This is a genomic window from Nocardiopsis rhodophaea, assembly GCF_039530945.1.
Taxonomy (GTDB): Bacteria; Actinomycetota; Actinomycetes; order Streptosporangiales; family Streptosporangiaceae; genus Nocardiopsis_C; species Nocardiopsis_C rhodophaea.
Genome location: NZ_BAAAPC010000003.1, coordinates 253,452 through 266,185 on the forward strand (window position 1 = coordinate 253,452; position 12,734 = coordinate 266,185).

13 protein-coding genes are annotated in these 12,734 nt (G+C 71.2%); 5 read left to right on the forward strand and 8 right to left on the reverse strand.

The features are described 5' to 3' along the window. Window positions 1-29: 29 nt before the first annotated feature. The 7 genes from ABD259_RS04755 to ABD259_RS04785 all read right to left on the reverse strand — a co-directional run bounded on the left by ABD259_RS04755 (window position 30) and on the right by ABD259_RS04785 (window position 6,056). The gene (locus ABD259_RS04755) at window positions 30-1,013 is read right to left on the reverse strand and encodes a carbohydrate kinase family protein (RefSeq protein ID WP_344107199.1); all 984 of its coding nucleotides are present in this window, start codon (window positions 1,011-1,013) and stop codon (window positions 30-32) included. A gap of 192 nt (window positions 1,014-1,205) precedes the next feature. Next, window positions 1,206-1,556, reverse strand: coding sequence for a HesB/IscA family protein (locus tag ABD259_RS04760; protein WP_344107201.1), 351 nt, complete (start codon window positions 1,554-1,556; stop codon window positions 1,206-1,208). A gap of 368 nt (window positions 1,557-1,924) precedes the next feature. Next, window positions 1,925-3,040, reverse strand: coding sequence for a glycerate kinase family protein (locus ABD259_RS04765; protein ID WP_344107203.1), 1,116 nt, complete (start codon window positions 3,038-3,040; stop codon window positions 1,925-1,927). Window positions 3,041-3,149: 109 nt separating this feature from the next. Next, the gene (pspAB, locus tag ABD259_RS04770) at window positions 3,150-3,734 is read right to left on the reverse strand and encodes a PspA-associated protein PspAB (protein ID WP_344107205.1); all 585 of its coding nucleotides are present in this window, start codon (window positions 3,732-3,734) and stop codon (window positions 3,150-3,152) included. A 98-nt stretch (window positions 3,735-3,832) separates the two neighbouring features. Continuing rightward, window positions 3,833-4,753: a zinc metalloprotease HtpX gene (gene htpX / locus ABD259_RS04775; protein ID WP_344107207.1), complete on the reverse strand. Its 921-nt coding sequence runs from the start codon at window positions 4,751-4,753 to the stop codon at window positions 3,833-3,835. 242 nt (window positions 4,754-4,995) lie between these two features. Further along, window positions 4,996-5,280 (reverse strand): PspA-associated protein PspAA, encoded by a 285-nt coding sequence (gene pspAA, locus ABD259_RS04780; protein ID WP_344107209.1) that lies wholly within the window; start codon window positions 5,278-5,280, stop codon window positions 4,996-4,998. Further along, complete coding sequence (locus ABD259_RS04785) at window positions 5,277-6,056, reverse strand: PspA/IM30 family protein (protein ID WP_344107211.1); 780 nt, start codon at window positions 6,054-6,056, stop codon at window positions 5,277-5,279. The genes pspAA and ABD259_RS04785 overlap by 4 nt, the downstream gene beginning before the upstream one ends. 165 nt (window positions 6,057-6,221) lie before the next feature. On the opposite strand from ABD259_RS04785, the gene ABD259_RS04790 reads away from it, so the two are divergent. Both ABD259_RS04790 and ABD259_RS04795 read left to right on the forward strand, forming a co-directional pair. After that, on the forward strand, window positions 6,222-6,821 hold the full coding sequence (locus tag ABD259_RS04790) for a DUF3043 domain-containing protein (protein WP_344107214.1): 600 nt from the start codon (window positions 6,222-6,224) through the stop codon (window positions 6,819-6,821). 76 nt (window positions 6,822-6,897) lie between these two features. Continuing rightward, window positions 6,898-7,908: an aldo/keto reductase family protein gene (locus tag ABD259_RS04795; protein WP_344107216.1), complete on the forward strand. Its 1,011-nt coding sequence runs from the start codon at window positions 6,898-6,900 to the stop codon at window positions 7,906-7,908. A gap of 683 nt (window positions 7,909-8,591) precedes the next feature. Here the strand turns inward: ABD259_RS04795 and ABD259_RS04800 are convergent. Beyond that, a complete protein-coding gene (locus ABD259_RS04800; protein ID WP_344160368.1) occupies window positions 8,592-8,798 on the reverse strand; it encodes a hypothetical protein in 207 nt (68 codons plus the stop codon). 191 nt (window positions 8,799-8,989) lie between these two features. On the opposite strand from ABD259_RS04800, the gene ABD259_RS04805 reads away from it, so the two are divergent. From ABD259_RS04805 to ABD259_RS04815, 3 genes are all read left to right on the forward strand, one after another. Beyond that, window positions 8,990-9,949, forward strand: coding sequence for a bifunctional adenosylcobinamide kinase/adenosylcobinamide-phosphate guanylyltransferase (locus tag ABD259_RS04805; RefSeq protein WP_344160529.1), 960 nt, complete (start codon window positions 8,990-8,992; stop codon window positions 9,947-9,949). Further along, window positions 9,946-10,743, forward strand: a complete 798-nt coding sequence (locus tag ABD259_RS04810; RefSeq protein ID WP_344160371.1) for an adenosylcobinamide-GDP ribazoletransferase — start codon at window positions 9,946-9,948, stop codon at window positions 10,741-10,743. The genes ABD259_RS04805 and ABD259_RS04810 overlap by 4 nt, the downstream gene beginning before the upstream one ends. Window positions 10,744-11,171: 428 nt before the next feature. Beyond that, the gene (locus ABD259_RS04815) at window positions 11,172-12,674 is read left to right on the forward strand and encodes a leucyl aminopeptidase (RefSeq protein WP_344107220.1); all 1,503 of its coding nucleotides are present in this window, start codon (window positions 11,172-11,174) and stop codon (window positions 12,672-12,674) included. The last annotated feature ends 60 nt before the right edge of the window (window positions 12,675-12,734 follow it).

The window sequence follows — 12,734 nt, forward strand, 5'->3', positions numbered from 1 at the left end:
TCGTGCCGCTACCCGGCGCTGGCGAAGCGTCAGGCGACCTTGCCAACGAAGGGCCTCACCTCGGCGGCGCTCTCCTCGCCGTAGCTGGCGGCGATCCGCTCCACCAGGGTCGCCCCGGTCAGCTTGTACTCCTGCGGGCCGCTGACCTCAAGCGAGTGCACCGCGGTGGCGTTACCGATCTGGGCGGCGCGCTCCAGCGACAGCCCCCAGGACACACCGGCGAGGAAGCCCGCGCGGAAGGCGTCGCCGACGCCCGTCGGGTCGGCCTTCTCGTTCACCATGGCGGCGGGGATGTGCAGCGGCGGCTCGCCCTTGCGGTCGATCCGCACGCCCTTCGGGCCGAGCGTGGTGACGCGGGTGCCGACCAGGTCGAGGATCTCCTCGTCGCTCCAGCCGGTCTTCTGCTCGGCGAGCGCCTTCTCGTACTCGTTGGTGAACAGGTAGGTGGCCCCCTCGATGAGGCGGCGGACCTCCGGGCCCTCCATGCGGGCGAGCTGCTGGGAGGGGTCGGCCGCGAACGCGAGGCCGCGGGCGCGGCACTCGTCGCTGTGCCGCAGCATCGCCTCGGGGTCGTTGGCGCCGATCAGCACCAGGTCCAGGCCGCCGTCGCGGCCGGTGAGCGGCCCGAGCTCGATGTTGCGGGCGTCGGCCATGGCGCCCGCGTAGAAGGATGCGATCTGGTTGTGGTCGCGGTCCGTGGTGCAGACGAACCGCGCGGTGTGCCGCAGGTCGGAGATGTGCACACCGGAGGTGTCCACACCGTGCCGCTCCAGCCACGACCGGTACTCCTCGAAGTCGACGCCCGCCGCGCCCACGAGGACGGGACGCAGGCCGAGGCGCCCCATGCCGAAGCAGATGTTGGGCGCGACGCCGCCGCGGCGTACTTCCAACTCGTCGACCAGGAACGACAGCGACACCTGTTCCAATTGGTCGGCGATCAGCTGCTCGGCGAAGCGTCCCTCGAAGGTCATCAGGTGGTCGGTGGCGATGGATCCGGTAACCGCGATGCGCACTGCGGAGGGCTCCTTGGGTCGGGAGATCAGGACCTAGCAAGAGTACCCATCAGTGCCGCGGGCATTGAAGGCCCTATGTCCGGTGGAATCGGCGAATATGTGGGTATACGAAAAAGCCCGCACGGTTTTTCCCGCGCGGGCCTCGTCCGATGTCAGCGCTCCGGCCCGCGGCCGGAGCGGCCTCCCCGGGCGCTAGTTGAAGGAGTCGCCGCAGGCGCAGGACCCGGTGGCGTTCGGGTTGTCGATGGTGAAGCCCTGCTTCTCGATGGTGTCGACGAAGTCGATGGTGGCGCCCATGAGGTAGGGAGCGCTCATGCGGTCGGTCACGACCTCCACACCACCGAACTCGGCCACCACATCGCCGTCGAGTTCACGCTCGTCGAAGAACAGCTGGTAGCGCAGCCCCGAGCAGCCCCCCGGCTGAACAGCGACGCGCAGCCGCAGGTCATCACGGCCTTCCTGCTCCAGGAGGGCCTTGACCTTGCCCGACGCCTCGTCCGTCAGGATGATCCCCTGCGTGGTGGCCTCGCTCTGAACCGTCATATCTACTAGCTCCTCCAAAAGGCGTGGCGGCCGCCACTGCGACCTGAGTACTCCTCGACGTCTCAACACCGAGGTTGCGTTGTGCATTCCAGCCCGTGGCGGGGACACGCACTGCTGACTGCTCGCTGGTCCGTCCGCTCTCGGGACGCCACGTTCCGGTGCTGTCCCGCCTCCGCTCCCCCGCGCGGGGGGCGACGCTCTCCTGGGACCGGTGACCGGAGCACCCCGGGCGGACACACCGTTGTGCCGCACACCCAGGTTAGGTCGTTCCGACGGTGTCCGCCATTCCCCGGGGGCGGTGATGCCCGGTCCTGCCGGCGGGCCCCGCTGTGTCGGGGCGGTGGGGGTGCTCAGCGGGAGTCGGCGCGTCAGCGCCCCCAGCGGCGGGCGACGTCGGCGGCCAGGCGACGCAGCTCCGCGGCGGAGCGGGTCAGCGCGGCCTCGGTCGACCCCGCCGACTCCACCAGCGAGTAGGTCGCGCTGATCCCGGCCGCGGCGGCCTCCTCGCGGCCCACGCTCACCACACCCGCGGTGACGACGCACGGCACCGCGTGTGCGGCGGCCGCCCGGGCCACGCCGTGGGGGAGCTTGCCACGCAGCGACTGGGAGTCGAACGACCCCTCCCCCGTGATGACGAGGTCGGCCGCTGCCACCTGCTCCGACAGGCCGACGGCGGCCAGCACGCGGGCCACCCCCGATTCGATGGTGCCGCCGAGCAGCAGCAGCGCGTAACCCAGCCCGCCCGCGGCACCGGCGCCGGGGACGGAGCGCGGGTCGCCCGGGACTCCGGTGGCGGCGGCCGTGGCGTCGGCGAACGCGGCGAGAGCGCGGTCCAGGTGGTGGACCTGTGCGTCGTCGGCCCCCTTCTGCGGGCCGAAGACCGCGCTCGCGCCGTGCGGGCCGAGCAGGGGGTTATCGACGTCGGTCGCGGCGACCAGCCGGACCCCCGCGGTGGCGCGGAGTGCCGGTGCGAGGTCGATCGGGCCGGGCAGGTCGGCGAGGGCCCCGCCCCCGGCGGACAGGGTGCGGCCGGGCGCGGCGCCGAGGGCGGCGAGCATTCCGGCTCCGGCGTCGTTGGTGGCGCTGCCACCGAGGCCGACGACGACGGTGCGGGCGCCCGCGTCGATGGCGTGGGCGATCAGCTCACCGACGCCGCGGCTGGTGGCGCGTCCGGGGTCGCGCTCGTCGGGAGCGACGAGGTGGAGGCCGCAGGCCTGCGCGCTCTCGATGTAGGCGGTGTCGCCGTCGAGCAGGTAGTCAGCGGGAACGGCCGTGCCGAGGGGGCCCGTGACGTCCAGGCGGACGGTCTTTCCGCCCAGGGCGGTGTGCAGGACTTCGACGAAGCCGGGGCCGCCGTCGGAGAGCGGGACGAGTTCGGTGGCGGCCTCGGGGTCGACGTCATGCCAGCCGTCGGCGATGGCCCGGGCGGCCTCGGTCGCGGTGAGGGTCCCGGCGAATTTGTCTGGGGCTATAACGATGCGCACCGGACCAGTGTGCCCGGCGTCACCCGTTCCGGACCAGACCTCACAGAGGATTTTATCCACTTTGCGATAATTAAGTTCCGCAATGTGAAATATCTTCGCGGCTTAGTCGTCACAGGCCGGGGGCGCCGTAGACCGGGAACCAGCGCGACTTGTCCTTCTCCACCGCGAGGTCGTTGCCGACGGCCGCCTCGATCTGCAGCTCCAGCGCGTTGTCGCGCCGCTGTCCCCCGGCCGGGGCAAAGGGGTAGAAGGTGCCGCGCTTGTAGAGGTAGACGAGCGCGACCTTGCGTCCCTTGTCGTCGGCGAAGGTCACCAGCGAGCAGAGGAGCGAGGGGCCGAACCCGGCGTTCTCCAGTGAGGAGTTGACCGCGTGGATGTCGGTGACGAGCCCGCTGATGTCGCTCGCCCCGGCGGCACTGGCGTCCGCGCGCAGCACCAGCCATGTGTAGCCGTAGTTGTCGGTGACCGGCTCCACTGCGGGGCCGTTGTCGGCGTTGAGCAGGTCGGTCACGTCCCGCTCCAGGGTCGCGAAGGCCTGGCCTTCGGCCGCGCGGAACGCCACCGAGCCGGTGCCGGTGGGCTGGAACCCGGCGGCGGCCTGCAGGGTGACGGCCGCCGATGGCAGCCCGAAGAGCTGGTCAAGGTTGGGCTGGACCGGCTTGGAACGGCCCAGCAGGGCCCTCAGGAAGCTCACGACGGCGATCCCTCACTCCTCGGTCTCTTCGATCGTCCCAGCGGTCCTGCCGGTCCTATCAGTCGGACCGGCGGACGGGCTCCGGCCGCGCACGCAGCCTACGCTCCCTGTCCCAGCCGCCGCGAGATGTCGGCGAGCTGGGCCAGCCGCTGCTCCACGGGCGGGTGGGTGGCGATGAGCTGGCTCATGCTGAACCCGCTCTTGGAGAACGCCGGGGTGAAGAAGAACGCGTTGAACGGCTCCACCTGGCGCAGGTCCCGGCTCGGGATGCGGGCCATATCCCCGGTGATCTTGGTGAGCGCGCTCCCCAGCGACGAGGGGCGCCCGGTCAGGTAGGCCGCCGCCCGGTCGGCCGACAGCTCCCGGTAGCGCGACAGCACCCGCGTCAGCAGGAAGCTCAGCGCCCACACGATGGCGCTGATCAGCACGACACCCAGAGCGATCACCGCGGGGGCCGGACCACCGTTGTTACTGCGGCCTCCGCCTCCGAACGCCGCAAAGCGCAGCCCCATCTGGGTGAGGAACCCGGCGACGATGCCGAGGAACCCGGCGATGGTCATGACCATGACGTCGCGGTGCGCCACGTGGGAGAGCTCGTGGGCAAGAACCGCCTCCAACTCCACTGGCTCCAGGCGGCGCAGGATGCCGGTGGTGACGCACACGACGGCGTTCTTCTCGTTGTGGCCGGTGGCGAAGGCGTTCGGCACGTCGGTGTCCGCGACCGCGACCTTGGGCTTGGGCATATCGGCCATCGCGCACAGCCGGTCGACGACAGCGTGCAGTTCCGGCGCCTGCTGCGGAGTGACTTCGCGGGCGCCCATGGAGTACATCGCGATCTTGTCCGAGGAGACGTACTGGACGAGCGCGAACCCGCCGATGACCAGAACCACGAGGTACCACGGCATGCCGACGAGGATGAGCAGGATAATGAACGCCACGTACACGATGCCCAGAAGCGACATCGTCAGGACCATACGGGTCGTCAGGCCGCGGTCGGGGATGAACTTGGAGCCTGCCACGGGGTAGCTGCCTTTCGCCGGATCTGCCGCACACGGGTCACATCTGAATCCGGGGGGATGCTTCGAAGTCTAATCCGGACAGGTTGGAATTCCGTGAGAGGAGCGGAGGGGCCTGTCTCCGGACTGCGCCCTCGGAACGTCGGTCAAACGAAGCGGAAACGACGATGGCCGCCGCACCCCTGGGGTGCGGCGGCCATCGTCACAACCAGAGCCGGGAGTGGCCGGAGCTCATCTGGACGGGCTCAGCCCTCGTCGGGGACGAGTCCCTCATCACCGAGCATGGCGCGGACCTCGTCCATGCTGGCGTCGGCGGGCGGGAGGATGAACTGCGACGGCTCCAGCGCGTCTTCCGGAAGCGGCTTGCCGTCCTTGCGTACCTGTTCGAGCAGGTCGTGCAGGGACTGGCGGAAGGTCTCCTCGCTGCCGGACTCGATGGCCGACTCAATCCGGCGGTCGAACTCGTTGAGCAGATCGAGATCGGCGTCGGCCACGTCGAGCTGGCCTTCGCCCATAATGCGGACGATCATGCACCCTCCCCCTGGCCATGGCCCTGACGGGTGGTGTTGCCGCCCTCGATCTGCTGCGGGGAGGGCTGGCCGCCGCCCGGCTCCAGCTCGCGCTTCATCCGCTCCAGCTCCGCCTCGACGCCGGTAGTGCTGGCCATGCGGTCGAGTTCGGACTGGATGTCGTCCTTCGCCGTGCCGGTGACGTCGTCCAGGGCACCGGACTCAAGCAGCTCGTCGACAGCACCTGCGCGGGCCTGCATCTCGGCCGTCTTGTCCTCGGCACGCTGCACCGCCATGCCGACGTCGCCCATCTCCTCGGAGATGCCGGAGAACGCCTCGCTGATCTGCGTCTGCGCCTGGGCGGCGGTGTAGGTGGCCTTGATGGTCTCCTTCTTCGTGCGGAAGGAGTCCACCTTGGCCTGCAGGCGCTGCGCGGCGAGGGTGAGCTTCTGCTCCTCCCCCTGCAGCGCCTCGTGCTGCTGCTTGAGGCCGTCGATCTGGGAGGCCAGGCCGGAGCGGCGAGTGAGGGCCTCGCGCGCCAGGTCCTCACGCCCCTGCTGGAGGGCCGTGCGGCTCTGGTTCTCCAGCTTGCCGGCCTGCTGCTCAAGCTGCTGGATCTGCAGTTCGACCCGTTTGCGGGAGGTAGCTACGTCGGCCACTCCGCGCCGGACCTTCTGCAGGAGTTCCAGCTGTTTTTGATACGAGTAATCGAGGGTCTCACGTGGATCCTCGACGGCGTCCAAGGCCTTGTTGGCCTTGGACTTGAAAACCATTGAAAGTCGCTGAAACACGCTCATCGGCGTGGCCGTCCCCTTCTCGGTCCGTAAACATCGGCTGTTCCCGGCGGGCGCTGCATTCAACCCTACGCGGTATCGCGTGCGGTCGCCATGAAGCCCGGACCGGCTACCCTGAGGGATGTGTTCCGACGTCGCTCCGCATCTTCCGCATCCACAGAGCCGACCATGACCGGCTCCGCCCGTACTGAGGCTACTGAAAGCCCCCAACCTAAGGGATACACGCCCAAAAAGGGCGCGCCGACCCCTAAGCGCAGGGAATCCGCGAAGGAGCTGCGCCGTCCCCTCAGTGCGCCGCAGAGCCGCAAGGAGGCCTACCGGCAGTACAAGGAGCGCCGCGCCCGCGAAGGGCAGCGCGCTGCTCAGCGCGCCGGGGCACCCAAGGGCGAGGAGCGCTACTTCCGCCCCCAGGACTACGGCCCTGTGCGCGCCTACGCCCGGGACTTCGTCGACGCCCGGCGCAGCATCAGCGAGTTCTTCATGTACTTCTGTCTGCTGATCATCGCGCTGCTGTTCCTGCCGGCCGTCGAGTTCCAGATCGCGGTCACCTACATCATCTGGCCGGTGATGATGGTCAGCGTCGTGGCCGAGGGCATCTACGTCAGCAAGCGGATCAAGAAGAACGTCCGCGAGCTGTTCCCGAACGAGACCGAGGGCGTGCGCGGCGTCGGCTGGTACGCGGCCATGCGCCAGCTGCAGATTCGCCGCCTGCGCCTGCCGAAGCCGCAGGTCAAGCCCGGCGACCCGGTCACTCCGCGACGCGGCTGACCGCCGTCGCCGCGACGGATCAGCGGCGGGCGGTGGATACGCGACAGGTGGGGTCCGCGGGATTAGGGTGCGGGGCATGGAATTCCGTCATCTTGGCAGTAGCGGACTCGTCGTCAGCGAAATCTCCTACGGGAACTGGATCACCCACGGCTCCCAGGTGGAGGAAGACGCCGCCGTCGGGTGCGTCCAGGCGGCGCTGGACGAGGGCATCACCACCTTCGACACCGCCGACGTCTACGCCCAGGGCCGCGCCGAGGAGGTGCTGGGCCGGGCGCTGAAGGGCGTGCGTCGCGACGGCGTGGAGATCTTCTCGAAGGTGTTCTGGCCGATGGGGCCGGGCAAGAACGACCGGGGCCTGTCGCGCAAACACATCATGCGCGCGGCGGAGGACTCCCTGCGCCGCCTGGGCACCGATTACCTGGACCTCTACCAGGCGCACCGCTTCGACTACGCGACGCCGCTGGAGGAGACGCTCCGCGCGTTCGACGATCTGGTCCGCCAGGGCAAGGTCTGCTACATCGGCGTCTCCGAGTGGCGCGCCGAGGAGATCGAGCGGGCGCTGAAGCTCGCCGACGCGATGGGCCTCGACCGGATCGTGTCCAACCAGCCGCAGTACAACATGCTGTGGCGGGTGATCGAGCCCGAGGTCGTCCCGGCGTGCGAGCGCGGGGGCGTGGGCCAGATCGTGTGGTCGCCGATCGCCCAGGGCCTGCTGACCGGAAAATACCTCCCGGGCCAGGCGCCGCCGGCGGGCTCCCGCGCCACCGACGACAAGGGCGGTGGGGCGGACGTGCTGGCCGCCCACGGCCTCGACGACCAGGAACTCCTGCGCCGCATCCAGGACCTGCGCCCCGTCGCCGAGGAGCTCGGCCTGAGCCTGGCCCAGCTGGCCGTGGCCTGGGTGCTGCAGAACCTCAACGTCTCGTCGGCCATCGTCGGCGCCTCCCGTCCGGAGCAGGTCCGCGAGAACGCCGCGGCCTCCGGGGTCACGCTGGAGGCGGACACGCTGCGCCGCATCGACGACATCCTCGGCGACCGCGTCGAACGCGACCCGGCCCGCACCGTCAGCCCGGCAGAGCGCCCGTAGCGACACGCGGGGGCTCCTCAGCAGCAGGGGGGCCGCCGATGTCCGCTCGGCGGCCTTGTCTGCGGTCACCCTGTCCGGTGCTCTTGGGTGAAAATCGGCGCCGACGGCGGTGGGGGCTGGGGGCACCGCTCGTCTCCGGGGATGCGGCCGGGCGGGGAAGCGTCGTCGGCCCGCCCCGCCGGTCTCCCCCGGGTCGAGGAACGAACGCGGCGGCGACAAGGTCGGGGGTGGGGCGCGGCTGTCGGCTCCCGGGTGGGCCATGCGGGCGGCCCGGAATCCGGTTTGTGGGCCGCCGGACGCCGGGTATGCCCGGTTTGCCACAAGTTCCCCGCGATGATCATGGGAACGGTCCCGGTTCTGTCCGCTTTGCCGGAAGAATCCCCATGATCATCGCCAGACGGGGCCTGCGGCAGGAGGGCGCTCCCGTATCGCGGAAGGCGCCTCACGCGAAGCGAGAAGACCGCCCCGCCCCGTGAGCCCCCGCCCCGCCGCACCCGCCACGGGACCGGCGCCCCAGCCCCCACCGGCCTCGGTGCCGCTTTTCACCCAAGAACACCGGAAAGGAAGAACACCGACAAGGCCGCCCAGCAGGCCTTGGCTCCGCCGTCCGGCACATCCCGCGGTGATCACGGCAAACCGGGCGCGCAGGGGGCTGTTGACCGCCCCCGCACGGCCTGCCCCGGCTACTCGGCTTCCTCCAGGCTCATGGTGTAGACGGCGTGCTCGTCCTCCAGCAGGGTGACCTGTTTGGCGCCGGCTTCGGCGAGCTCCTGCCAGTTCTCACCGAGCCAGCTCTCCGCGTCGCCGCGGGAGGTGAAGAGTTCGCCGGGCAGCTCGTCGTCGTCCAGGGACGTACCATTGCCCGCCTCGTAGCGCCAGCTCCACGCCATCGTGTATCGCCTCTCTCACACCGACCGTTGGTCGTGCCGAGCCTAACGGCACAAGGGAGGCGTGATGAGGTTAACTATCGGGCGTGCGAATCCGACTTTCCGGCACTTCCGGTCCCGCCGGGTGGCCGGCTCCCAACTGCCGATGCGCGTCGTGCAACCGCGCCGTCGAGAATCGGCGGCAGCCCCTGCGCATCACCGTCGATGACGCGTTCACCCTCCGCGACCCCGGTGTGGGCACGGCGACCCCGCCGCCCGCCGGGTACTCCGTCACCGACACGCCCTATGGCACGCGGGTGGAGGGGCCCGACGGGGGCCGGCTGCTGTACGCGGCCACCGATGCTCCGGCCGACGCGGCCGCGGACGGCCGCGGCCACGGCACGCACGAGGTCGACGTGGCGATCGTGGATGTCGTCGCGTCCCCGCAGACCATCGGCGCACTGCGTCGGGCCGGGATCGTCGGTGTCACCACGGCGGTACTCGCGGTCGGCGGGGACCACCGGGTCCCCTCCCCCGCTGAGTTCGAACGCCGTGCCCGGCTGTGGGCGGCCTCGGCGCCCTCCGACGGCCAGGACCTCCACTGCCCTCCGGCCTCGTGGCCGGGAGCGCGCATCCGCGGGCCGCACCGGGTCCTGATCACCGGTGGCGCCCGCTCCGGCAAGTCCGCCGAGGCCGAGCTGCGCCTCCTCGGCGAACCCGAGGTCACCTACCTCGCCACCGGCCCGGCGGCCGAGGGCGATGACGACTGGGCGGGCCGCGTGGACCTGCATCGGCGGCGCCGTCCGTCGTGGTGGAAGACGGAGGAGTCGCTGGACGCCGCCACGGTCCTGGAACGTGCGACGGGGGCCGTGCTCTTCGACTGCGTGGGTACCTGGCTGGCCGGGATGATGGAGCGCTGCGGCATGTGGCGGGAGACGCCCCCGACCGGCGCCGAGTCCGCTCTGGAGGAGCGGATCGACGAGCTCGTCGACGCGTGGCGGCGCTGCTCCGCCCGCATTGTCGCGGTGACCAACGAGGTCGGGTCGGGGGTCGTCCCGGCCACGGTCAGCGGCGGCCTGTTCCGGGATCGGCTCGGCCGTCTCAATCAGCGCCTCGCCGCCGAGTCGGAGCAGGTCGCCCTCGTCACCGTCGGCCGGGTCCTGGAGCTGCCGTGACCGCGGGGATCCGCCCCCTCGCCGACGGGGCGGACGGGGCGCGGATGGCGGTCGGGACGCTCACCGTCATTCCCGTGCGGGTGGAGAGGGTCGACCGCGCGGTCGCGGGGTGGGCGATGGCGCTGGCGCCGGCCGTCGGGCTGGTGATCGGGGTCGCCGCCGCGGGGGTGCTCCTCCTGGCGGGCGCGGTGGGGCTGTCCCCGCTGCTGAGCGCGGCCCTGGCGGTGGGCGCCCTGGCGCTGCTCACCCGAGGGCTGCATCTGGACGGGCTGGCGGACCTCGCTGACGGGCTCGGCAGCGCGCGGCCCGCCGACGGCGCGCTGGACATCATGAAGCGCTCCGATATCGGACCCTTCGGTGTGATCACGCTGGTGCTGGTCCTGCTCATCCAAGTGCTGGCGGTAGGGCGGCTCGCCGAGGCCGCACCGCTAACGGGGGTCGCCGGACTGCTCACGGCGGTGGCCGCCGGGCGGCTGGCGATCACCTGGGCCTGCACACCCCGCGTCCCGGCGGCACGCCCCGAGGGGCTCGGAGCGTTCGTCGCGGGGACGGTCCCGTGGTGGGCGGCCGGGCTGGGCACCGCGGTCGTCCCCCTCCTCGCCTTCCTGGGGTGGGCCGAGGGCGGGTGGTTCGTTCTCGGCTGTGCGCTGGCGGTCCCGGTCGGCCTCGCCATCGCCCTCGGGCTGCTGCGCCACGCGCGGCGCCGCCTGGGCGGGATCACCGGAGACGTCCTCGGTGCGCTGTCGGAGACGGCGACCACGGCCGCGCTCCTCACCGGGGTCGCCGCGCTCTAGCCACGTGGCCGGGGAGCCACGGACAGCGGCCGGGGCGCCCCGACATTCGCCGTGGTGACGTCGGGTACACCGCCCCACGGCAGCGCTCTGTCGCCATCATCACATTTGTTCACACCGCGGGCGCGGCCATGGGTCCTGGCGATGGGCCGTGCCGAACGCCCGCTCGCGGATCGGATCCGCCGTTCGGTGGGCAGCGGTGGGCGGCGCCCGCGTCGGCGCGGGGCCGCCGCAGCGCCGGTGACAGGGGAGAACGCGGAGCCCACGAAACCACTCGCGTGTGGGCCGCGGACGCGAAACACCGGCCGGCCCCGAGGGAAAGAACCGCCGATCTTCGCGGTCCGTGCAACTCCGCCGCTGATTGATCCCGTGAATCGGCATACCGGGTGCGCCGTGCCCGGCGGCGTGCCATAAGGACTAGCATCGACTCCGTGAGCACGTCGCTGTCAGTCATAACGGAATCCCCCTGTTCGCTCGACGCCGACGCTGTAGTCGTCGGTTACCACTCCGGCCCCGAGGGTCCGGAGCTCGCGTCGGGCGCTCACGCCGTCGATGCCGCCTTCCCCGGCGGCCTCGCCACGACCCTGTCGCTGCTGGGAGCGAGCGGCAAGCCCGAGGAGGTGCACACCTTCCCCTCCCAGGGAGCCGTCAAGGCCCCGGTCGTGATCGCGGTCGGACTGGACGACGCCCCCTCCGCCGGAGCAGCGATCGACCTCGATCTCCTCTCCCGCGCCGCCGGAGCCGCACTGCGCGAGCGCCAGAAGCGGGTCCGCGTCGGACTCGCGCTGCCCGCCGACACCGCTGAGCAGGCCGGTGCGGTCGCGATCGGCGCGCTCCTCGGTGGCTACTCCTATACCCGCTACCGCACCGGCGAGGATGACGCCCCGGCGCCGCTGGAGCTGTCGGTGATCAGCTCCGCTGAGGGCGCGGCCGAGACCGCCGCCCGCGCCGAGATCCTCGCCGCGTCGACCAACCTCGCCCGTGATCTCGTCAACACCGCGCCCGCCGACCTCGTCCCCGAGGACCTGGCCGGTGCCGCCGAGGAGGTCGCCCGGGAGACCGGGCTCGCGATCGAGACGCTCGACGAGCACGCGCTCGCCGACGGCGGATACGGCGGCCTGGTCGGCGTCGGCCAGGGGTCGAGCAACCCGCCGCGGCTGGTACGCCTCGCCTACAGCCACCCCGAGGCAAGCACGACCGTCGCCTTCGTCGGCAAGGGCATCACCTTCGACAGCGGTGGCCTGTCGCTGAAGCCCGCCTCGTCCATGGACTGGATGAAGTCCGACATGGGCGGTGCCGCGGCGGTGCTGGCGGCGATGCGGAGCATCGCGCTGCTCAAGCCGACCGTCAACGTCGTCGCCTACCTGGCGATCGCGGAGAACATGGTGGGCGGGAACGCGCAGCGTCCCTCCGACGTGATCTCGATCTACGGGGGAAAGACGGTCGAGGTGCTCAACACCGACGCCGAGGGGCGCCTGGTGATGGCCGACGCGCTGGTCCGCGCGCACGAGGACGGGCCCGACCTGATCGTCGACGTCGCCACCCTGACCGGCGCGCAGCTCGTCGCGCTCGGCACCCGGCTGTTCGGGGTGATGGCCAACGACGAGGCCGTCCGTGAGGATGTCGTCGCCGCGGCGGCGGCGGCCGGTGAGGCGGCGTGGCCGATGCCCCTCCCCGACCACCTGCGCAAGGGCCTGGACTCCACGGTCGCCGACATCGCCAACGTGGCGGGCGAGCGCTGGGGCGGCATGCTCACCGCGGGCATCTTCCTCAAGGAGTTCATCGCCGATGGCCAGCGGTGGGCCCACATCGACATCGCCGGTCCGGCCTTCAACCAGGGCGCGCCCTTCGGGTACACACCCAAGGGCGGCACCGGTTCGGCGACGCGCACCCTGGTGCGGATCGCCGAGACGTTCGCCACCGACAAGAACTGAACCGACGAGAACTGAATAGCGCGGTCCCCGCTACCGCGGGGATGATCCGGCACGCGGCCG

Excerpts from the sequence above, each read along its gene's own strand:
- pspAA (WP_344107209.1), bottom strand. The coding sequence starts at position 5,280 with ATGATCGTCCGCATTATGGGCGAAGGCCAGCTCGACGTGGCCGACGCC.
- ABD259_RS04795 (WP_344107216.1), top strand. The coding sequence starts at position 6,898 with ATGGAATTCCGTCATCTTGGCAGTAGCGGACTCGTCGTCAGCGAAATC.
- ABD259_RS04790 (WP_344107214.1), top strand. The coding sequence starts at position 6,222 with ATGACCGGCTCCGCCCGTACTGAGGCTACTGAAAGCCCCCAACCTAAG.
- ABD259_RS04800 (WP_344160368.1), bottom strand. The coding sequence starts at position 8,798 with ATGGCGTGGAGCTGGCGCTACGAGGCGGGCAATGGTACGTCCCTGGAC.
- ABD259_RS04785 (WP_344107211.1), bottom strand. The coding sequence starts at position 6,056 with ATGAGCGTGTTTCAGCGACTTTCAATGGTTTTCAAGTCCAAGGCCAAC.
- ABD259_RS04760 (WP_344107201.1), bottom strand. The coding sequence starts at position 1,556 with ATGACGGTTCAGAGCGAGGCCACCACGCAGGGGATCATCCTGACGGAC.